19 protein-coding genes, 1 tRNA gene and 2 pseudogenes are annotated in these 19,522 nt (G+C 60.4%); 17 read left to right on the top strand and 5 right to left on the bottom strand.

Going from position 1 to position 19,522, the window contains the following annotated elements; genetic code table 11:
- Positions 1 to 11: 11 nt before the first annotated feature.
- Positions 12 to 1,925: a sigma-54-dependent Fis family transcriptional regulator gene (locus IT763_RS14945; RefSeq protein ID WP_015378421.1), complete on the bottom strand. Its 1,914-nt coding sequence runs from the start codon at positions 1,923 to 1,925 to the stop codon at positions 12 to 14.
- A gap of 279 nt (positions 1,926 to 2,204) precedes the next feature.
- Here IT763_RS14945 and ssuD point away from each other — a divergent pair, with 279 nt between their 5' ends.
- From ssuD to IT763_RS14905, 8 genes are all read left to right on the top strand, one after another.
- Positions 2,205 to 3,377, top strand: a complete 1,173-nt coding sequence (gene ssuD / locus IT763_RS14940; RefSeq protein WP_048324237.1) for an FMNH2-dependent alkanesulfonate monooxygenase — start codon at positions 2,205 to 2,207, stop codon at positions 3,375 to 3,377.
- The gene (locus tag IT763_RS14935) at positions 3,377 to 4,756 is read left to right on the top strand and encodes an FAD/NAD(P)-binding protein (RefSeq protein WP_197766443.1); all 1,380 of its coding nucleotides are present in this window, start codon (positions 3,377 to 3,379) and stop codon (positions 4,754 to 4,756) included. The genes ssuD and IT763_RS14935 overlap by 1 nt, the downstream gene beginning before the upstream one ends.
- An 84-nt stretch (positions 4,757 to 4,840) precedes the next feature.
- Positions 4,841 to 6,247, top strand: coding sequence for an LLM class flavin-dependent oxidoreductase (locus IT763_RS14930; protein ID WP_049300268.1), 1,407 nt, complete (start codon positions 4,841 to 4,843; stop codon positions 6,245 to 6,247).
- Between the two features lie 7 nt (positions 6,248 to 6,254).
- Positions 6,255 to 7,274 carry a methionine ABC transporter ATP-binding protein gene (locus tag IT763_RS14925; RefSeq protein ID WP_060444572.1) on the top strand — a complete coding sequence of 340 codons (1,020 nt, stop codon included), beginning with the start codon at positions 6,255 to 6,257 and terminating at the stop codon, positions 7,272 to 7,274.
- A complete protein-coding gene (locus tag IT763_RS14920; protein WP_016927110.1) occupies positions 7,271 to 7,975 on the top strand; it encodes a methionine ABC transporter permease in 705 nt (234 codons plus the stop codon). Before IT763_RS14925 ends, IT763_RS14920 begins: the two co-directional genes overlap by 4 nt.
- Before the next feature lie 2 nt (positions 7,976 to 7,977).
- Complete coding sequence (locus tag IT763_RS14915; protein ID WP_197758435.1) at positions 7,978 to 8,853, top strand: MetQ/NlpA family ABC transporter substrate-binding protein; 876 nt, start codon at positions 7,978 to 7,980, stop codon at positions 8,851 to 8,853.
- A gap of 183 nt (positions 8,854 to 9,036) precedes the next feature.
- Positions 9,037 to 10,470 carry an MFS transporter gene (locus IT763_RS14910; protein WP_206194800.1) on the top strand — a complete coding sequence of 478 codons (1,434 nt, stop codon included), beginning with the start codon at positions 9,037 to 9,039 and terminating at the stop codon, positions 10,468 to 10,470.
- Between the two features lie 17 nt (positions 10,471 to 10,487).
- The gene (locus IT763_RS14905; RefSeq protein ID WP_206194799.1) at positions 10,488 to 11,705 is read left to right on the top strand and encodes an acyl-CoA dehydrogenase family protein; all 1,218 of its coding nucleotides are present in this window, start codon (positions 10,488 to 10,490) and stop codon (positions 11,703 to 11,705) included.
- A gap of 8 nt (positions 11,706 to 11,713) precedes the next feature.
- On the opposite strand, the gene IT763_RS14900 is transcribed toward IT763_RS14905, so the two are convergent.
- Positions 11,714 to 12,349: a flavodoxin family protein gene (locus IT763_RS14900; protein WP_143778283.1), complete on the bottom strand. Its 636-nt coding sequence runs from the start codon at positions 12,347 to 12,349 to the stop codon at positions 11,714 to 11,716.
- A 115-nt stretch (positions 12,350 to 12,464) separates the two neighbouring features.
- Between IT763_RS14900 and IT763_RS14895 the strand changes: the two genes are divergently transcribed.
- The 3 genes from IT763_RS14895 (at position 12,465) to IT763_RS14885 (ending at position 14,442) form a co-directional block, all read left to right on the top strand.
- Positions 12,465 to 13,361, top strand: a complete 897-nt coding sequence (locus tag IT763_RS14895; RefSeq protein ID WP_049300274.1) for a LysR substrate-binding domain-containing protein — start codon at positions 12,465 to 12,467, stop codon at positions 13,359 to 13,361.
- A 69-nt stretch (positions 13,362 to 13,430) separates the two neighbouring features.
- The gene (locus tag IT763_RS14890; RefSeq protein WP_015378412.1) at positions 13,431 to 14,018 is read left to right on the top strand and encodes a nitroreductase family protein; all 588 of its coding nucleotides are present in this window, start codon (positions 13,431 to 13,433) and stop codon (positions 14,016 to 14,018) included.
- Between the two features lie 130 nt (positions 14,019 to 14,148).
- Positions 14,149 to 14,442 carry a DUF2623 family protein gene (locus IT763_RS14885; protein WP_049242376.1) on the top strand — a complete coding sequence of 98 codons (294 nt, stop codon included), beginning with the start codon at positions 14,149 to 14,151 and terminating at the stop codon, positions 14,440 to 14,442.
- Between the two features lie 13 nt (positions 14,443 to 14,455).
- Here IT763_RS14885 and IT763_RS14880 read toward each other — a convergent pair whose 3' ends face one another.
- A complete protein-coding gene (locus IT763_RS14880) occupies positions 14,456 to 15,025 on the bottom strand; it encodes an XRE family transcriptional regulator (protein WP_015378410.1) in 570 nt (189 codons plus the stop codon).
- Positions 15,026 to 15,063: 38 nt separating this feature from the next.
- Here IT763_RS14880 and IT763_RS14875 point away from each other — a divergent pair, with 38 nt between their 5' ends.
- Positions 15,064 to 15,582: a GNAT family N-acetyltransferase gene (locus IT763_RS14875; protein ID WP_206194798.1), complete on the top strand. Its 519-nt coding sequence runs from the start codon at positions 15,064 to 15,066 to the stop codon at positions 15,580 to 15,582.
- A gap of 17 nt (positions 15,583 to 15,599) precedes the next feature.
- Positions 15,600 to 16,040 (top strand): DMT family transporter, encoded by a 441-nt coding sequence (locus IT763_RS14870; protein WP_044030891.1) that lies wholly within the window; start codon positions 15,600 to 15,602, stop codon positions 16,038 to 16,040.
- Positions 16,041 to 16,125: 85 nt separating this feature from the next.
- Here the strand turns inward: IT763_RS14870 and IT763_RS14865 are convergent, their stop codons facing one another.
- Positions 16,126 to 16,989, bottom strand: coding sequence for a hypothetical protein (locus tag IT763_RS14865; protein WP_228009718.1), 864 nt, complete (start codon positions 16,987 to 16,989; stop codon positions 16,126 to 16,128).
- A gap of 242 nt (positions 16,990 to 17,231) precedes the next feature.
- Here IT763_RS14865 and IT763_RS14860 point away from each other — a divergent pair, with 242 nt between their 5' ends.
- From IT763_RS14860 to IT763_RS14850, 3 genes and pseudogenes are all read left to right on the top strand, one after another.
- Positions 17,232 to 17,963, top strand: a complete 732-nt coding sequence (locus tag IT763_RS14860; protein ID WP_143778281.1) for a hypothetical protein — start codon at positions 17,232 to 17,234, stop codon at positions 17,961 to 17,963.
- A gap of 225 nt (positions 17,964 to 18,188) precedes the next feature.
- A pseudogene (locus IT763_RS14855) lies at positions 18,189 to 18,770 on the top strand (transposase); the annotation flags it as partial.
- Positions 18,771 to 18,851: 81 nt separating this feature from the next.
- A pseudogene (locus IT763_RS14850) lies at positions 18,852 to 19,072 on the top strand (MFS transporter TsgA); the annotation flags it as partial.
- Between the two features lie 62 nt (positions 19,073 to 19,134).
- Here IT763_RS14850 and IT763_RS14845 read toward each other — a convergent pair.
- Positions 19,135 to 19,210, bottom strand: a tRNA-Asn gene (locus tag IT763_RS14845).
- Between the two features lie 62 nt (positions 19,211 to 19,272).
- Between IT763_RS14845 and IT763_RS14840 the strand changes: the two genes are divergently transcribed.
- Positions 19,273 to 19,497 (top strand): hypothetical protein, encoded by a 225-nt coding sequence (locus tag IT763_RS14840; RefSeq protein WP_126186879.1) that lies wholly within the window; start codon positions 19,273 to 19,275, stop codon positions 19,495 to 19,497.
- Positions 19,498 to 19,522 lie beyond the last annotated feature (25 nt).

Here is a 19,522-nt window from a genome sequence, read left to right as displayed (position 1 = left end):
TCGGCAGGGGATCACAGCGGCCAGACCGCCTCGCGCACGGCGATCGCTCTAGGCAGCAGCCCGAGGGCGTAGAAGCGGTCGGCGATGCTTTGCTGCTGGCGGATCACCTGCAAATCCATGGCGCGGATCTCGTGGCTGCGGCGCGACAGCGCGAGTTCCAGCGAGGCGCTCGCCAGCCCCAGTTCGTTGGAAAGGTGACGAGCGGCTTCTCTCGGCTGCGCAGTGATGTAGCGGCCGGTGTGCTGCAATGCTTGCATCAGCGGCTGCAACAGATCGCCCGAGCGCTCGGCGAAGTCGCGGCGCGCCAGGTAGAATTGCTGATTGAGCACCCGCTGGGTGCCGTCGGCGATCACGCGCAGTTCCCCGTTGCGTTGCGCGTCGCTGAGCAGCGGATCCCACATCATCCAGGCGTCCACCGCCTGCAGATCGGTCGCCGACAGCGGATACTTCGGCGGCGCGTAGACGATACGCACGTCGTTCAACGTCAATCCCTGTTCGTCCAGCATCTGCAGCAATAAATAGTGCACGTTGGAGCCTTTGTTGAGCGCGATGCGTTTGCCGCGCAGATCGGCGGCGCTGCGTATCGGGCTGTCTTGCGGCACCACCATCGCCACGCTCTGCGGCGCCGGCGGCTCAAAACCGACGTACACCAGCGCATTGCCCTGTGCCTGGGCGAAGATCGGCGGCACTTCGCCGGTGGTGCCGAAGTCTATCTCATCGCCGTCGAGCGCGTGCAGCAGCTGCGGCCCGGCGGGAAACTCGCTCCACAGCACGCTGATGCGCTGTGTGGCGAAGAGCTGTTCCAGGCTTTGCCGCGCCTTGAGCACCCCGAGGTTGCCGAACTTTTGATAGCCGATGCGCAGTTCGCGTTCGGGCAGCGGCGCTGCGCTGATGGCCGGTGAATGTGAGGGGGCGCCGGCGCTGCGGCGGCGCGGTTTGATCAGACCAAGATGCGCCAAATGGGTGCGCAGGGTATTGCGGCTGACGCCGAGCAACGACGCCGCTTGCAGCTGGTTGCCGCCGCTGCGTTCGAAGGCGTTGCGCACCAGCGCATCCAGCACCCGTTGGTAAAGCTGCGCGCTGTCGCCTTGCAACTGCTGCTGCACAAAGCGATCGATGGCGTCGTCGCCGCCGCCGCCGTTATCCGTCAGGCGATGGGTGAGTTGCAGTTGCTGCGGGGCGATCGCCCCCTCCTGGCTCAGCAAGACCGCATTATGCAGCGTGTTCTCCAGCTCGCGCACGTTGCCGGGCCAGGGGTAGTCCAGCAGCACCTGCTGCGCTTCCGCCGTCAACCGCGGCAGTGGCCGTTCCAGACGGCGGGCGTACAGCGCAAGAAAATGTCTGGCCAGCACCGGAATATCGTCCGGCCGCTGGCGCAAGGGCGGTAAAGTCACCGCCGCCACGTTCAGGCGGTAATAGAGATCTTCACGGAACCGCCGTTGGCGAATCGCGCCGGCCAGATCGACGTGGGTGGCGGCGATGACCCGCACATCGATCTTCAGCGGTTTGCGCGAACCGACACGGGTGATCTCCCGTTCCTGCAGCACGCGCAGCAGCTTGACCTGCAGCGACAGGTTCAGCTCGCCGATCTCGTCCAGCAGCAGGGTGCCGCCTTCCGCCGCTTCGAACCAGCCCTGATGAGTGCCGACGGCGCCGGTGAAGGCGCCTTTCTCATGGCCGAACAGTTCGGCTTCCGCCAGGCTTTCCGTCAGCGCGCCGCAGTTGACCGCCAGGAAAGGTTGATGGCGGCGCGCGCTGTGGTGGTGCAGATAGCGCGCCACCACTTCTTTGCCGGTGCCGGTTTCACCGACGATCAGCACGGTGGCGTCGGTGGGAGCCAGCCGATCGAGCACGCTTTGCAGAGCGAGCGACGCCGGATCGATCAGCACCGGTTTGTCGGCGGCGAACGGTTGGGGATCGTACATGGGCGTCTCCTGTCTGACGACGATGGGGAAAAAAATCTTATCCCAGCCAATGAGCCGCCGCGAGAGGATAAAAGGCGCACGGTGCTGCATTGGCAACAGCTTTCCGCCGCCGCCTGCTGCCAATGCAGCAGCGCTTTGACGTCGATATCTCATCAATATATTGATATGCATTGGTTTTTTTTAATCTGCAATGTGGCACGCATCCTGCTTTTCTTTTTATAACCAAGCAAAGTTTTTCTATCGATAAATAATGAAAATAGTTATATAGGAAAGGCATAAATGACTGAGTCAGTGAAAGATCGCATCAACGTTTTCTGGTTTCTGCCGACCCACGGCGACGGTCGCTATCTGGGCACGGCGCAGGGCGGGCGCCCGGTGGACCTGCCTTATTTGCAGCAGGTGGCGCTGGCCGCCGACAACCTCGGCTATTACGGCGTGCTGATCCCAACCGGTAAAAGCTGCGAGGATTCCTGGCTGGTGGCGGCGGCGCTGGCGCCGATCACCCGCCGGTTGCGCTACCTGGTGGCGGTGCGCCCCGGCCTGCAGCCGCCGAGCCTGGCGGCGCGCATGGCCGCGACGCTGGATCGGCTGTCGGACGGGCGCCTGCTGATCAACGTGGTGACCGGCGGCGATCCGGTGGAAAACAAAGGGGATGGCATCTTCCTCAGCCATGCCGAACGCTATGAGGTGACACAGGAATTTCTCACGGTGTATCAACGGCTGTTGCAAGGGGAGAAGGTGGATTTCAGCGGTAAGCATATTCGCGTCGAAGGCGCCGAATTGCTGTTCCCGCCGGTGCAGGAAAACGGCCCGCCGCTCTATTTCGGCGGCTCATCGTCGGAAGCGATCGACATCGCCGCCGGGCAGATCGACACCTACCTGACCTGGGGCGAGCCGCTGGCTCAGGTGGCGGAAAAGCTGGCGGCGGTGCGCCAGCGCGCCGAGCGGCAGGGGCGTAAACTCAGCTATGGCATTCGCCTGCACGTTATCGTGCGCGAAACTGAAGACGAAGCCTGGGCGGCGGCCGAGCGACTGATCGCGCATCTGGATGACGACACCATCGCGGCGGCGCAGCAGATCTTTGCTCGCATGGACTCCACCGGCCAGCGCCGCATGAGCGAGCTGCACGGCGGCTCGCGCGAGAGTCTGCGCATCGGCCCCAACCTGTGGGCCGGCGTCGGCCTGGTGCGCGGCGGCGCCGGCACCGCATTGGTGGGCAACCCGCAGCAGGTGGCGGCGCGCATACGCGAGTATCAGGCGCTGGGCATCGACAATTTCATCCTTTCCGGCTATCCGCATCTGGAAGAGGCTCACCGCTTCGCCGAGCTGGTGATGCCGCTGCTGCCGCTGGCGCAGTCGGCTCATCAGACGGCTCGCACGATCAATACCGGCCCGTTTGGCGAAACCATCGGCGGCGATCGTCGTCCCGCCCCGGCGCAGCGGGAGGGCTGATGGCGAAGCGTGCCCATATTATCGTTATCGGCGGCGGTTTCACCGGCGCGGCGCTGGCGATCCAGCTGGCGCGCGGAGCGGTGGATGTCACGGTGATCGAACCGCGTGCCGCGCCGGGCTATGGCGTGGCGTATTCGACCACCGAGCCGACTCACCGCATCAACGTCCCGGCCGAAAGGATGCAGCTGGCGGATGAACCTGCGGGGGATTTTGACCGCTGGTTCCGCGAGAGCGGCGGGCTGGCGGCCGATCCGCAGGCGTTGTGGCGCGACGGTAAAGCCTATCCGCAGCGCGGCGCCTTCGGCCGCTATGTCGAGGAACGTTTTCATCAGGCGGCGCAGTCGGGCCAGGCCCGCTTGCGGCACCTGCGCGATCGGGCGCAGCACCTGCAGCCGCAGGCGCAGGGCGCGTCCGTCATCACCGCCGGCGGCGAACGGCTGTGGGGCGACTATGTGGTGTTGGCGACCAGCCATCCGCCGCCCGCGCTGCCGCGGCAGATCGCCCCGGAACTGGCGCGCGACGCGCGTTTGATCGCCAATCCCTGGGCGGAGGGGGCGCTGGATGAGATTGAACCCGATGAATCGTTGGCGATCGTCGGCAGCGGGCTGACGATGGCCGATGCGGTGGCGGCGTTGCACCGCCGCAGGCATCGCGGGCCGATTACCGCGTTCTCTCGTCACGGCTTGCTGCCGCGTGCCAATGCTGAAGGGGAGTACCCGACGTGGTCGTTTACCCCGCCATCCGGACTGCGTGAAGGGGTGCGGCAGGTGCGCCTTGAGGTGGCGCGCGCCGCTCGGCAACGGGTGCCGTGGCAGGCGGTGTTGGACGCGGTGCGCGCCCAGGGCCAGCGCCTGTGGCAAGCGTTGACGCCGACCGAACAGCAGCGCTTTCTGCGGCATCTGCGCGCCTATTGGGACGTGCACCGCTATCGCATTGCGCCGCAGGTGAGCACGCTGCTGATGGAGCAACAGGCGGCGGGCACGCTGCAGGTATTGGCCGCTCGTCTGCGGCGGGCGGAACCCATGCCGCAGGGCGTGCGCTTGACGATTCTGCCGCGCCAGGGCGCAGAGCGGGCGCTGCAGGCGCAGCGGTTGCTGATCGCTACGGGTCCGGCTCATGCCGGCCTGATCGCCGCCAGCCCGTTGCTCAGCTCGCTGGCTGAGCAGGGGGCGCTGCGCGCCGATCCGCTGGGATTGGGGCTGTGGGTCAATGCCGACAGCCAGGCGATCGGCGGCGACGGCCTTGCCAACCCGCGCCTGCTGGTGGCCGGCCCGGCGGCGCGCGGCCGCTTCGGCGAACTGATGGGGCTGCCGCAGGTGGCGGAACACGCCCAAAGCGTCGCGCAATACCTGTTGGCGCGATGTCCGGCTGCAAACTGATCGTCCATTCCCGTTTTTAACACCCTAAGACCCCCCATCCGGCCCGGCTTCGCCCGTGGCCGGCAGATAATTGTGGAGCTCGCTATGTCATCGCAACGTGAAATTCGTCTTAACGCTTTTGATATGAACTGCGTCGGCCATCAGTCGCCGGGGCTGTGGGCGCACCCGCGCGACCGTTCCTGGCAGTATAAGGATCTCGAATATTGGACCGATCTGGCGCGCCTGCTGGAACGCGGCAAGTTCGATGGATTGTTTATCGCCGACGTACTGGGGATTTACGACGTGCTTAACGGCAGCGGCGACGCGGCGATCCGCCAGGCGACGCAGGTGCCGGTTAACGATCCGCTGGCGCTGGTGACGCCGATGGCGCTGGTTACCGAACATCTCGGCTTCGGGCTGACCGCCTCGCTGTCATTCGAGCACCCTTATCCTTTCGCCCGCAGATTGTCGACGCTTGATCACCTGACCAAGGGGCGCATCGGTTGGAATATCGTCACCTCTTACCTGGAGAGCGGCGCGCGCAATATTGGCCACCGGGCGCAGACCGATCACGATGCGCGCTACGACTACGCCGATGAATACCTGCAGGTGGTTTACAAGCTGCTGGAGGGCAGTTGGGAAGACGGCGCGATTTTGCGCGATCGTCAGCGGCGCATCTTCAGCGATCCGGCGAAAATTCATCCGATTAACCACAAAGGCGAGTTCTTCCAGGTGCCGGGCATTCACCTGAGCGAGCCTTCGCCGCAGCGCACGCCGGTGCTGTATCAGGCCGGCGCTTCCAGCCGCGGCAAGCAGTTTGCCGCGGAGCACGCCGAATGCGTGTTTGTCGCTTCTCCTTCGAAAACATTGCTGAAAAAAACCGTGGCCGATATCCGCCGCCGCGCCGCCGAGGCCGGGCGCGACCCGCGCAGCATCCTGATCTTCAACCTGCAGACGGTGATCGTCGGTGAAACTGACCGACAGGCGCAGGAAAAATGGCGGGAATACAAATCCTATACCAGCTACGAAGGCGCGCTGGCGCTGGTGTCTGGCTGGACCGGCATCGATTTCGGCCAGTATCAGCCGGATCAGGTGCTGAAGCATCTGCACACCAATGCCATTCAGTCGGCGGTGGAAACTTTCTCCAGCGCCGATCCCAGCCGTGAATGGACCGTACAGGGCATCGCCGAATGGGTCGGCATCGGCGGTTTCGGCCCGCTGTTGGTGGGCGGCCCGCAAACCGTGGCCGACGAACTGCAGGCGTGGGTGGAGGAAACGGATGTTGACGGTTTCAATTTGGCCTACGCCGTTACCCATGAAACCTTCACCGACGTGGTGGAACTGCTTGTCCCCGAGCTGCAAAAACGCGGAGCGTACAAGCGCGACTACACGGCGGGCACTCTGCGAGAAAAATTGTTCAATCAGGGGCCGCGCCTGGCGGAGCCGCACCCGGCGGTGGGCTACCGCTGGCCGGCCGGCGCGCCCTTGGCCGATGCACTGAGCGTCAAGTGAGGATGCGATGATAGAGATTGAGGGGTTACACAAGGCTTACCGCGCGCCGGACGGGCGACGGATTGAGGTGCTGAAGGGCGTTTCGCTGCAGGTGCCGGCCGGATCGATTACCGCCGTGGTCGGCCCCAGCGGGGCGGGCAAATCGACGCTGGCGAAATGCATCAGCCTGCTGGAACGGCCGAGCAGCGGCAGTATCCGGGTGAACGGCCAGGACTTGTCGCGGCTTGCGGGCGAGGCGCTGCGCAGGGAGCGGCGTGCGATAGGCACGGTGTTCCAGTCTTCCGCGCTGCTGCAGCGCAAAACCGCCTGGCAGAATGTGGCGCTGCCGTTGACCTATCTGGGCGTGGTGCCGCGCGATATCGACAAGCGGGTAAAGAGCCTGCTGGCGGCGGTGGGGTTGGCGGACAAGGCGGCGTTTTACCCGGCGCAGCTGTCCGGCGGCCAGCGTCAAAGGGTCGGCATCGCCCGCGCGCTGGCGCTGAATCCGTCGGTGCTGCTGGCGGATGAGGCCACCTCCGGGCTGGATCCGGACGCCACCGGGGCCATTCTCAGCCTGCTTAAACAGCTGCGCGATCGGTATGGCCTGTCGATCATCCTGATCACCCACGAGATGGATGCGGTGCGCGACGCCGCCGACGCGGTGGCCGAGATCCGCGACGGCGTGATTGTGCAGCAAGGGCCGGTGCGCGAGCTGTTGGCGGCGCCCGATTCCTCGCTGGGCCGCCGGTTGTTCCCGCTGAAGACGCTGGCGTCCGACGCCGCGCTGCGGCTGCAGGTAACCTATTCCGCCCGTCAGCCGGCGGCCACCGACTGGATCAGCCGCATCAGCCGCCAACTCGACCTGCAGATCGATCTGCTGGGCGGCCACGTTGAAGTGGTGGGCGGCAGCCTGGCCGGGCGGTTGGAGATTGCGGTGCGTTTTGGCGGCGTTTCGCGTTCGGCGGCTGAACTGCAGGGCGAGCTGCGGCGGTTGGGCATTCTCGCCGAGGTGCTGGAACAGCCGGCGGCCTTGCGGGAGGCGGTATGAAAAATCTGTCTGACAGCGTGATGAGCCAGGACACACCCTGGCGCGAGATCCATCGGTTGATGCTGCCGGCCTACGGCGAAACCTGGCTGATGGTCGGCATCGTGATGCTGTTTGTGGTGGCGATCGGCGGCGCCGTCGGCGTGGTGTTGTTCAACACCTCATCGCGCGGCTTGTTTCCGCGCCCGGCGCTGAATCGCGCGCTGAGCTGGTTGGTGAATATGGGCCGTTCGCTGCCGTTTCTGGTGCTGATGGCGGCGATTATTCCGTTCACCTTCTGGTTGACCGGCACCACCATCGGCATTCCGGCGGCGGTGATCCCGATGATCGTCGCCGGCATTCCATTCTTCGGCCGGCTGGTGGAGAACGCGCTGCGCGAACTGCCGCCGGAGGTGACGGCGGTGGGGCTGGTGTCCGGCGGTTCGATCTGGCAGATAGTCACCCGCGCGCAGCTCAGCGAGGCGCTGCCGGCGATCGTCGCCGCCATCACGCTGAACGTCATCTCGATGATCGAGTATTCGGCCATCGCCGGCACCATTGGCGCGGGCGGCATCGGCTATCTGGCAGTGGTGTACGGCTACCAGCGTTTCGACAATCACATCATGATCGCCACCATTGTGGTGCTGATCGCCACGATTCAACTGATTCAGTTTATTGGTGACCGCTTGGTTGCCGCGTTGCGTCATCATCAGGAAACCTTTTAATCATGCCTAATCACGATTTTGAGATAGTGAAGAAGAAACGCTGGCCGTGGCCGGTGGGTATCGCGGCGGTGGCGATTATCGCCGCCGCGGTTTGGCACTTCAGCGCCCGCCAACAGCAGACGGTGCAGTTCGGCAGCACGCTGAAAGTGCACTTTGAGCCGGCGATGGCCGGAGAGCAGCGGGTGATCGAGTACGTCGGCGACCATATCGCGCCGGATTACGGCCTCAGGCTGGAGGCGGTTGGCCTGCAGGATCCGGTGCAGGCCGATCGTGCGGTGGCGCAGGGGCAGTACGCCGCCACGATCTACCAGCACCAGTGGTGGCTAAAGCAGGTGGTGGATGCCAACGGTTTTAAGCTGACCCCGACGCTGCCGGTGTTTCAGTGGGCGTTTGGCATTTATTCCGACCGCTATACGTCGATCGCCGAGTTGCCGGACGGCGCGGAGATCGTGGTGCCCAACGACGGCGCCAATCAGGGGCAGGCATTGTGGCTGCTGCAGCGCATTGGACTGATCGGGCTGGATCCGGCGATCGAGGCGCGCACCGCCAGGCTGAAAGACATTCGCGAGAACAAGCGCCATTTTAACTTCAAGGAGTTGGATTTGCTGACCATGCCGCGCGCGCTGAATTCGGTAGATGCGGCCATTGGCTATGTGTCGCAGTTCGACGCCGGCAAAGTGCCGCGTGAGAAAGGCATCTTGTTCCCACCGGCGCCGAAAACCTTCGCTTCGCAGCTGGTGATTGGCACGCCCTATCTGCAGGACGAAAATATTCGCAAGCTGCAGCGGGCGTTTGCCGATCCCAGGTTGCAGGCGTGGCTGAAAAGCACCGACGACCCGCGGGTGAAAGGCGTGCTGGTGCCTGTCTCGGCAGAATAATCCCCGCCCGAAATGACCGTGATAAAGACCGGATTAACGCGCGTTAATCCGGCGTTTTTGTTACGCTGTAACTGAGTTTAATTTATTGATATTAATGATATTTATAGAAGAAATTGTTGTTTGTCGGCGTAATTTTTTCACCCTATAAACGAGGTGTCACCTGCCAATTACAACGAGGAAGCTATGAGTACCTTAAATATCGATACCGCGCCGCCGTTATCTGCGCCCATCGGCTCGGCCAGCGATGTGGCGCGTTTGATTAACCAGCGCAGCGAGAAAAATACCCATGCGCGCATGATCGTGCTGTTGGCGCTGGGCGGTGTTTTTCTCGATGCCTATGACCTGACCACGCTGTCTTACGGCATCGATGACGTGGTGCGTGAATTCAGCCTCAGCCCGCTGCTGACCGGGGTGGTAACTTCTTCGATCATGGTCGGGACCATTCTCGGCAACCTGGTCGGCGGCTGGTTGACCGATAAGTACGGCCGCTATCAGGTGTTTATGGCCGATATGCTGTTTTTTGTGGTTTCCGCCATCGCCGCCGGGCTGGCGCCCAACGTCTGGGTGCTGATCGGCGCGCGCTTTTTGATGGGTATCGGCGTCGGCATTGATTTGCCGGTGGCGATGGCCTATCTGGCCGAATTCTCCAAATTCACCGGCAAGGCCAACAAGGCGTCGCGCCTGGCGGCCTGGTGCCCGATGTGGTACGCCGCTTCGTCGGTGTGTTTTCTGATCATCTTTGCGCTCTATTTTCTATTGCCGGCCGAATATGCGAACTGGCTGTGGCGCGCCTCGTTGATTTTCGGCGCCGTGCCGGCGTTGCTGATCATCATGGTGCGCAGCAAGTTTATGAACGAGTCGCCGCTGTGGGCCGCTAACCAGGGCGATCTGAAAGAGGCGGCGCGCATCCTGCGCGAGTTATACGGCATTGCCGCCCATGAGGCGGAACCTGACGCCGCCCAACCGGCGGCGCCGCCGAAGGTCAGCTTCCGCGTGCTGTTCCGCAAGCCGTACCGCGAGCGCACTCTGGTCGCCAGCGTGATGAACGTTTGCATTTCCTTTGAATACACCGCCATCGCCTTCTTTCTGCCGTCGATTCTGGCGCAGTTTCTCGGCGCCGGGGTGTTTGAAACTATCTCCGCTTCGCTCGGGCTGAACGTGCTGTTCGCTTTTACCGGTGGCCTGCTCGGCATGCGTCTGGCATGGAAGTATCCGTCGCGCCACGTGGCGATCGCCGGATTCGCGCTGCAGTTTATCGCGCTGATTGCCCTGGCGTTGATCGGACATCCGCAGGCGGCGTTCGGCGTTGGGCTGGCGATCCTGATGTTGGGCCTATGGCTGTTCGCCGAAGGATTCGGCCCCGGCGCGCAGATGATGATTTACCCGGCGCTCTCTTACCCGACGCCGATCCGCGCCACCGGCGTCGGTTTCGGCCGTTCGCTGTCCGGTATCGGCAGCGCGCTGGCGCTGTTTATTCTGCCGATTTTGCAGGCGCGCTTCGGCACCGACATGTTTTGGATTGTTTCACTGGCGGCGGCGATCCCCATCGTCTTCCTGCTGATCATTCGCTTTGAACCGACGGCGCGCGATATCGACGATCTGGCCGATCGCGCTTAACCACAGAGGACACTGACATGACGCAACACCTGTTATCCACCGGAGCAGACTACGCACAGCTGGCCGCGCGTTTTCGGCCGATCTTCGCCGAAATCGCCGCCGGGGCGGTGGAGCGCGAGCTGTCGCGCACGCTGCCGCATGAACCGATCCGTTGGCTGAAAGAGGCGGGGTTCGGCAGGGTGCGCCTCCCGTGTGAAAAGGGCGGCGACGGCGCTTCGTTGCCGCAGCTGTTCGAACTGCTGGCCGAACTGGCGGAGGCGGACTCTAACCTGCCGCAGGCGCTGCGGGCGCATTTCGCCTTCGTGGAAGATCGGCTGAACGCGCCGGACGGCCCGGAGCGCGATCGCTGGTTCGAACGCTTTCTCGACGGCGAGCTGGTCGGCAGCGGTTGGACCGAGATCGGCGGCGTGAAGCTGGGGCAGGTCAATACCCGGATAACGCCGCAGGCCGACGGCTGGTCGCTCAACGGCGAGAAATTTTACAGCACCGGCAGTCTGTTTGCCGATTGGATCGACGTGTATGCCGAGCGCAGCGACAGCGGCGGCCCGGTGATCGCTTTGGTGAACGTCGCCCAGCCGGGCGTAGAGCGCGACGATGACTGGGACGGATTTGGCCAACGCACTACCGGCAGCGGCACCACGCGTTTTATTGATGCGCGGGTCGAGCAGGCGCACGTCTATGACTTTGCCGAGCGCTTCCGCTACCAAACTGCGTTCTATCAGCATGTGTTGCTGGCGACGCTGGCGGGGATCGGCCGCGCGGTGCTGCGAGACGTCGGCGAGGGCGTGAGGCAACGTAAAAGGATCTATAGCCACGGCAACGCCGGTTGGGTGAAGGACGACGTGCAGATCCAGCAGGTGGTGGGGCAAATCAGCGCCTGGGCCTATGCGGTTGAGGCGACGGTGCTAAAAGCGACTTCCTCGCTGCAGCAGGCTTACGAGGCGCATCGATCCGGCGATGAAGCGCTGCTGCAGGCGCTTAACGTGACGGCGGAGCTGGACGCCGCCAGGGCGCAGGTCATCGCCGGGGAGTGGGTGCAGCGCGCCGCCGGTGAATTGTTCAATGCGCTCGGCGCTTCAGATACCCGTACCGGCAAGGCGTTGGATCGCCACTGGCGCAATGCGCGCACGCTCTCTTCACATAATCCGGTGATCTACAAGGCGCGCAATATCGGTGACTGGGAAATTAACCGCCATACGCCGAACTTTATCTGGCAAATCGGCAGTGGCGGTTGAGGCCGAGGCTATTCCGTCCAAACCTGCGTGCTGCGCGGGCTGTCCATCTGATAATCCGAGTAGGGGCGGGTGAAGAACTCGCGCCCCAACTCGCGGGCGGCCCGCAGCGGGTTGCGCGGATCGCGGGCGATCTCGCCGCGCTGGTTGCCGGCGCCGTGCACCAGCCCGACGAAGGCGGAATGGGTGTAGCGGCTGAACTCCTGGATCTGATGCACGATGCCCAGCGCCGCGCCGGGATAAGTTTCTTCCGACGCCACCGCCAGCCCGATGCGTTTGCCGCTCATGCGTTGGTGCACCTGTTCCGCCTGAGGGTAGACGTTGGAATAAAAGCTGAACGAGCGATCGAAAAAGGCCTTGGTTTGTGCCGACATGCCGTACCAGTAAATCGGCGTGCAAAATACCGCGCCGTCGGCCGGCAGGAAGTGCTCCAGGAACAGCTCGGCGTAGCGATCGGTCGGCGGCGGCGTATGGCGTTCATCGCTCAGGAAACCGCTCAGGTAATCGTCGAGAAAATGCAGGCTGGCGGAAGTGCCGGCTTCGGCGGCGCCCGCCATGATCGCCTGCGCCAGCGTGGCGCTGTTGCCGTCGCGGCGCGGGCTGCCGACCAGCACCACCAGGCGTTTGGATTGATGAGTTGTATTCATGTCATGTTCCTTGGTGTGAAGTGAACTCAGCCTTAATTTAGAGGCAAGCGTCCGCAGGCGACAAATGACGGTTTTTCTGCCAGGATGAACTCAACTCATCCCAAGAGGCTTCGCCATGTTCGCCACGCTGCCCGTCAACGCGTTACGCACCTTTGAATCCGCCGCTCGCCTGCGCAGCTTCAAGCTGGCGGCGGCCGAGCTGGCGGTGACGCCGACGGCGATTTCGCACCAGATCAAGGCGCTGGAACAGCAGCTGGGTTTTGCGCTGTTCGAGCGGGTGCCGCGCGGCGTGCGGCTGACGGCGAAGGGCGAAACGCTGTTTACCGGAGTGCATGGCGCGCTGCTGGACGTCGCCGCCACGCTTGAGGGTCTGCGGCCGCAGCCCAGCAGCGGCTCGCTGTGCGTCTCGGTCACGCACTCGTTCGCGGCGCTGTGGCTGGTGCCGCGCCTGGGGCGTTTCTACCAGGCGCATCCGCACTATCTGGTGCGCCTGGAGGCCTGCGCCGAGGTGATCGACCTGCAGCAGGACGCCAGCGTGGATGTGGCGGTGCGCTACAGCCGCGCGCATTATCCCGCGCTGCATCAGGCGGCGCGGCTGGAGGAAAGCTTTGGCGTCTACGCCGCGCCGGGGCTGGCCGCCGCCGAACCGGAAAACCCGGTGCTGATCACCGTCAAGTGGGGGGATTCGGCGCTGTACGACAGCGGCTGGCATGACTGGTGCCGGGCCGCCGGCGTGGACTGGTGGCAGCGCCATGCGGCGATGCGCAGCTATCACGAGGAGCATTACGCCCTGCAGGCGGCGGTGGCCGGGCAGGGATGGGTGCTCGCCAGCTCGGTGATGGTGTCCGAGATGGTGGACAACGGTCTGTTGGTGGCGTACCGGCCGGAGGTGCGCGTACCGGGCGCCGCATACAGCGTGCTGTGCGCCCCGGGGCGCGAGCGGCATCCGCCGGTCAGGGCGTTTCTGGCCTGGCTGCAGCAGGAATTGCCGCAGGACAATGGCACGAAATAAAAGTTTTACCGTCCTAAGCTGTGGGAATATCAGCGAACTTTTGTTTTTACTTTACTGCGAGAACCTATCATGAGCCAGCCAAGAATCTCCGATTACCCGATTGACGCGCAATTTATCGAGCGCTGGTCGCCGCGCGCGATGACCAACGACGCCATCGACGATCAAACGCTGCTGAGCTTCTTTGAAGCGGCGCGCTGGTCGCCTTCGGCCTACAACATTCAGCCGTGGCGCTTTGCCTACAGCAAGCACGGCTCCGACAGCTGGGAGAACTACCTGGAGTTCCTGATCGACTTCAACCGCGGCTGGGCGCAACACGCCTCGGCGCTGGTGGTGATCGTCTCCAAAACCACCAGCCTGAACGGCGAGCGGCTGGTGGACAACCCGACCCATGCGTTCGACACCGGCGCGGCCTGGGCCAACCTGGCGCATCAGGCGCACCTGAAAGGCTGGCTGACCCACTGCATGAGCGGCATTCACCACGACAAGATCAAAGCGGCGTTGCAGCTGCCGGACGACTATGCGGTGCACGCCATGGTAGCGATCGGCAAACCGGGCGACAAAGCCCGCCTGCCGGATTTCCTGCAGGAGAAAGAAGCGCCGTCGGGCCGCCTGCCGCTGGGCAAGACCGTCAGCGAAGGGCTGAATTTCACGCTGTGATTGCCCGCTTTCTCGCAGGCCCGCTTGGCGGGCCTTTTTTATGCGGCGAGTAAAACTTAGGGAGTATGTTCTCGTTCGCTTATTCGCTGTATATTTTATTATATAGCGATTGTGCGGTGAGGAGGAACCCGTGGGAGATCATTTTGGCAAAGGGTTGTTGGCGGGGTTAAAGGTGGAGAACCTGAAGCCGGAGGCGGAGCTGTCGCGCTTTTGCTCCGACTACAAGCGCGGTTTCGTGCTCGGCTATGCGCACCATTTGGCGCAGCGCTGCGGCGACGAGAACCGGGCCGCGTTCGAGGCCGGGCAGCTCAGCCGCGCCTATGGCCTCGGCCGCGAGCCGATGAGCGAGTTCTTCTCCGGCGGCGACAGCCGGTTGGCGGAGAAGTTTTTCCACGCCGGCTATAACCAGCCGACGCAGGGGTAGCGCCGGTGAGCCGTCAGGCGGCGCTCAGCACCGCCACCATATACACGCATGCCTCATCGCTTTGGTTTTCAAAGCGGCAGTCCGCCGGTGGGCCGAGCTCCAGGCAGTCTCCTTCGGCCATTTCATGGCGCGCGTCGCCCTCAAGAAAGACCAGTTCGCCGGATAAAACCCAGATCAGCTGACGCTTGAAGGCATACACCGACGCCGGCATTGGGATCGCTGCGCCGGCCGGCAGTTCGATGCGCACCAGATCGAGCGGCAGATCGGTGCGCGGCGACACGTGGCGCCGCACGTAGCCGCTCTCAGGATCGACCCACACCGGTTGATCTTCCCGGCGCAGCAGCCGGCCTTCTTGCGTTTCCGCCCGGGCGATCAGTTTGGACATGCTGAGGCCGAACGCCCCCGCCAGTCTGCCCAACAGCATCGCCGTCGGGCTGCTCTCGCCGCGCTCGATCTTATGCACCATCGCCCGTGAGACGCCCGCCCGTTCGGCCAGATCGGACAGCGACCAGTGGCGTGCCTCGCGTTCAATGCGAATGCGCGCGCCGATCAGCTGATTTAGATTGTCTAATTTAATATTCATATCGTAGTATTATAGTGGACAATTGGCCGAGGTAAACCATGATTATACGAAATGCGACGCTCAACGATAGCGCGGCGATTGCCGCTATCTATAACGACGCGGTGTTGAACAGCACCGCCATCTGGAATGAACAAACCGTGGATACGGCCAACCGTGCGGCGTGGATCAGCGAACGCCAGGCGGCGGGCTACCCGGTGCTGGTGGCGGTGAACGCCGCGGACGAGGCGATCGGCTATGCGTCGTTCGGCGACTGGCGCGCCTGGGATGGCTATCGCCATACCGTGGAACATTCGGTGTATGTTCATCAGGCGCATCGCGGCGCAGGGATTGGCAAGACGTTGCTGCTGGCGCTGATCGCACGGGCGCGGGAAATCGGCAAGCACGTGATGGTGGCCGGCATCGAATCCGGCAATCAGGCCTCGATTGAGCTGCATCTGGCGCTGGGGTTCCGCGAGGTGGGGCGCATGGAACAGGTGGGCGCCAAATTCGGCCAATGGCTGGATCTGACGTTCCTGCAGCTGACGCTCGACGAACGGGCGACGCCGCCCGCGCGTTGATCCCGGGAGACAGGGCGATGAATATGCTGTTACTGCTGATCGCGGCCGGGATGGGGCTGGTGGTGCAGAATCTGCTGATGGTGCGCATTACCGAAAGCGTTTCGACCATCCTCATTACGCTGGTGATCAACTCCAGCGTCGGTTTGTTGTTGCTGGTGGGGTTGCTGCTGGCCAAAAACGGCCTCGGCGCGGTGGCGGAAGTGACCGGCGCCGCCAGGTGGTGGATGCTGTTGCCGGGGCTGCTGGGATCGCTGTTCGTGTTCGCCGGCATCCTGGGCTACCAAAAACTGGGCGCGGCGGCCACCATCTCGATCCTGGTCGCCAGCCAGCTGTGCATGGGGCTGTTGGCGGACGTCTACCGCGCCGGCCCGGCGGCGCTGCGCGAGAATCTGCCGGCGCTGTTCGGCGCTCTGCTGCTGGTGGCGGGCGCCTATCTGGTGGCGAAACGCAGCTTTTGAGGGAACGGCTTTCTATCGCCGGTAAGTTTCTGCGTCTTGAGCTACGCCGCATGTTATAGGGGGAAACTATTCCCCCTATAACAATCTAGTAAACATAGTCATACTTTATTTCTGCAACGTGGTTGTAGACGTTATCCCGGTTTTTCTTCATGTCTTTAATTAAAATTGAAATGTTTTGCTGAGCATTAATGCATCTTCCAAACTTATCCCAGCTTTTACAGGTAGTTGTGGTCGTTTCTGTGGTGAAGGACTTCATCACTTCTTTGCTGGTTAACTCTCTATCGTCGTTATCATAAGTAAAATCTCCGGTGGTTGTACCTGATAGTGTTCTTATTAAACGGTTTTTAGCGTCATGACTATAAACGGTGTTGCCACTGTCATTGCCCAGCGTACTAATGCGTTTTGCCTCGGACAACCTCCCGGCGTCATCGGCTAAAAATATTGTTACCGCCTTGCTTGACTGGTGCTTTTGCTTGATAAGCAGGTCGGATGCCTCTTCCGATCGGACGATTCGGCCACCTTCATCGGTGAGCACGGTGCCGCTGATTTCTTGCGCCATCAGCTCATGGCGGGCATTGCCATTCTCAATCATAAACATGTTAAATGTTGAGCTGTAATCCCAGTTGTTATGGTTTTTATCAAGCGTGCTGCTGAACTGGATCACTAAAGTACTCTTGTTAATTTGTGACCTGACGGTTTTTTTAGCGCGTGAATGCAGCAGGGTACCGCAGTCATCAAATTCTAACTGGGAATCAGCCGAGATATAGTCATCCTTGCTGGTTATACGCATGCTGATTTTTTTAGGCGTTTTCTTAGCTGACCACTCTTGAGCCAAGATGGCATTGTTAAAGGCGTTGTTGGCTGAGGTTTTTTCAGAGCAGAGGTTTTTATTTGCATATACATTGCATGAATAAATAAGTGGCAAACAGAACAACATTGACTTTTTCAAAGTGAACACTCCATGTCATAGCACATTGATGTGGTATGATTATATCTACGTATTGCCATATGTCGCAACTTTTGTCAGCCTGGCCAACAGGCCATCTGTTTTTGCAAAGATAACGGAAAACAGGCCAGAGCGTTTATAAATCTGTACCTGTCGTTACGTTACACAATATATACTATGGTATTGTAATTTTAGAGCATGTACTATTATCTAACTATACGACTGTAGTGATGGATATTTATGCTATGCTGACATCTGACCCACGTTATCAACTTCTAGCAGTATATAGTGCACAACATCTCCGTGCTGTTGCTGGCAGAGTCATTGCTCGTGCTGAGCTGACACCTCTGAATTTTTCTACGCTGCTCTGGCGCTCAATGTGGCAATCACCAATTCCACCTCTTTTACACCCTGAATCAGGTCACGAATTTTTACAGGAAAACGGCTGCCCCTATCCACGACCTTATGGCCTTAAGTCGTGGATCACGAACAACAATAAAGGTATTCTTGATTTCCAGTCTGCTAATAAGATTATTTATTTAGCTAGTTTTATTGAAAAAGACTGGAGTCTTAGCAGGCAAATTCCAATATGGAGAAAACACGCAACGAGTCGGATCAATGGCTATGCATATAATATTGTTCAGATGTTTATGTGTGACGGGCTTTCGGATGCTTATCCAACTGAATACTATGTTACGTTCGACTACGATCTTTTGAGTGACGAGTTGAAAAACACAAGGCTTAATCGCTGGGTGTCTACATACCAAAAAAAATCGAAAGACCCCTTTGTCGTTGCATCAATGGAAATTACTCGGATATCTAATATGAGATCAATATTTCTATGGCAAATTACGCTTGAGACAGTTAAAGGGTTATGTACATCTTTAACGGTGGAGGCTACACCGGGTAATTCATATTTAAGCTATGTTCATCCCGTCAGACAAAAGCGAGTTCATCCATTTATTGGCTATATTTGAATGCTTAAAGGATATAGTATTAAAGGGAGGAGGTTTATATGTGCTATACGATAAGATAACCATGTAAACTATATGGATATAAGCGTGAGGCAAGAGGGTGAAATATAATGCCACTCGGTCGCCGTAGAATTTCTCGGCCAAAGTCGTACGAATAGAGGCTGTAATTTAAATTGTGTATCTACCTGTTTTTGATATGTTCATTCCCACAACGGAGACAGGCAAATTATGGATGAAAATAAACTCAAAGCACTGGCTGCTGAACTGGCCAAAGGCCTTAAAACCGAAGCCGACCTCAACCAGTTTTTCCGGATGCTGACGAAGCTTACCGTCGAAACGGCGCTCAATGCAGAACTGAGCGAGCACCTCGGACACGAGAAAAACGCGCCCCAAAAAGCTCAAATACCCGCAATGGCTACGCGTTAAAAACGCTGTTGAGTGATGACGGCGAGAGCGAGTTGAACACCCCGCGTGACTGTGAAAATACCTTTGAACCTCAGTCACCAGACGCGTATTAAGCAGATGGACATCCAGATTTGGTCCCTCTATGCCAAAGGCATGACCACCCGCGAAATCGTCGCCACGTTCAAGGAAATGTACGATACGGACGTGTCTCCCACGCTGATATCTAAAGTCACCGATGCAGTTAAAGAACAGGTGACAAAGTGGTAAAACGGGCCTCTTGAAGCACTGTATCTCATGGTTTATCTTGGCTGTATCGTGGTGAGGGTTCGTCAGGCTGGCAGCGTGATTAACAGAGCCGTATTCCTCGCTCTGGGCATTAATACAGAAGGTGATCTTGACCCGCTATCTCCAAACAGCTTTTGTATCTTAAGTTAACAATGCCCGCAGGCGCCGGTATTCTCTCGGGGAGTGATATCCCAGTGCGAAACGAGGGTTTCCTCACCCAAGCTGGTGAATTTCATTCTGACCTGTGGAACAGTCGGCACCATGTTGACCTTTGTGGTCACCGGGCCATTTGTGACCACTTAGGCGTACATGCGGCGCTGGTTATGGCGGATGTGCTGTATTTTTTGGTCTTTATTCTCTGCTTTGCCCTGGGGTTCTGCACTCGGCACCACTTGCACGGCGGCAACGCCGAAAATATCTGACTCGCGCCGTGCCGAATAGCAAAAAACCCGCTCGGGTTTCCCTGAGCGGGCTTCTCTAAATATGGCTCCTCTGACTGGACTCGAACCAGTGACATACGGATTAACAGTCCGCCGTTCTACCGACTGAACTACAGAGGAATCGTGTGAACGGGGCGAATAATAGCGGGGCGGTTGCGGCTTGTAAAGCGTGAAGACGTCCGATGCGTTCGTTTGCTGCAAGATTGCCCAACCTGCTGCTTTTTCTCGCTTTTGTCGCTTATCCCGCGCGCAGCGTCGCCGAATTGCCCGTTGATCGGCGCCGTTGCCTGCCGATGGTGCAACGGTTGCCCTGCGCGGTGGCGCGCGCCGCCCGGCGAACGGCCATTTACCGCCTTGTACCCCGCTTCCACGGCCGTTTACCTACTCTGGCCTGGATCTTGCTGTGATTGCATGACCGGATTTCGGCATTCT

It is taken from the genome of Serratia sp. CMO1 (assembly GCF_015689115.1).
Classification (GTDB): domain Bacteria; phylum Pseudomonadota; class Gammaproteobacteria; order Enterobacterales; family Enterobacteriaceae; genus Serratia; species Serratia marcescens.
The sequence above is the reverse complement of the archived record's forward strand: the minus strand, read 5'-3'. Positions and strand labels throughout refer to the sequence as shown.

Coding starts and splice junctions, on each gene's coding strand:
- IT763_RS14945 (WP_015378421.1), bottom strand. CDS start 1,925: ATGTACGATCCCCAACCGTTCGCCGCCGACAAACCGGTGCTGATCGAT.
- ssuD (WP_048324237.1), top strand. CDS start 2,205: ATGACTGAGTCAGTGAAAGATCGCATCAACGTTTTCTGGTTTCTGCCG.
- IT763_RS14935 (WP_197766443.1), top strand. CDS start 3,377: ATGGCGAAGCGTGCCCATATTATCGTTATCGGCGGCGGTTTCACCGGC.
- IT763_RS14930 (WP_049300268.1), top strand. CDS start 4,841: ATGTCATCGCAACGTGAAATTCGTCTTAACGCTTTTGATATGAACTGC.
- IT763_RS14925 (WP_060444572.1), top strand. CDS start 6,255: ATGATAGAGATTGAGGGGTTACACAAGGCTTACCGCGCGCCGGACGGG.
- IT763_RS14920 (WP_016927110.1), top strand. CDS start 7,271: ATGAAAAATCTGTCTGACAGCGTGATGAGCCAGGACACACCCTGGCGC.
- IT763_RS14915 (WP_197758435.1), top strand. CDS start 7,978: ATGCCTAATCACGATTTTGAGATAGTGAAGAAGAAACGCTGGCCGTGG.
- IT763_RS14910 (WP_206194800.1), top strand. CDS start 9,037: ATGAGTACCTTAAATATCGATACCGCGCCGCCGTTATCTGCGCCCATC.
- IT763_RS14905 (WP_206194799.1), top strand. CDS start 10,488: ATGACGCAACACCTGTTATCCACCGGAGCAGACTACGCACAGCTGGCC.
- IT763_RS14900 (WP_143778283.1), bottom strand. CDS start 12,349: ATGAATACAACTCATCAATCCAAACGCCTGGTGGTGCTGGTCGGCAGC.
- IT763_RS14895 (WP_049300274.1), top strand. CDS start 12,465: ATGTTCGCCACGCTGCCCGTCAACGCGTTACGCACCTTTGAATCCGCC.
- IT763_RS14890 (WP_015378412.1), top strand. CDS start 13,431: ATGAGCCAGCCAAGAATCTCCGATTACCCGATTGACGCGCAATTTATC.
- IT763_RS14880 (WP_015378410.1), bottom strand. CDS start 15,025: ATGAATATTAAATTAGACAATCTAAATCAGCTGATCGGCGCGCGCATT.
- IT763_RS14875 (WP_206194798.1), top strand. CDS start 15,064: ATGATTATACGAAATGCGACGCTCAACGATAGCGCGGCGATTGCCGCT.
- IT763_RS14870 (WP_044030891.1), top strand. CDS start 15,600: ATGAATATGCTGTTACTGCTGATCGCGGCCGGGATGGGGCTGGTGGTG.
- IT763_RS14860 (WP_143778281.1), top strand. CDS start 17,232: ATGCTGACATCTGACCCACGTTATCAACTTCTAGCAGTATATAGTGCA.
- IT763_RS14840 (WP_126186879.1), top strand. CDS start 19,273: ATGCGTTCGTTTGCTGCAAGATTGCCCAACCTGCTGCTTTTTCTCGCT.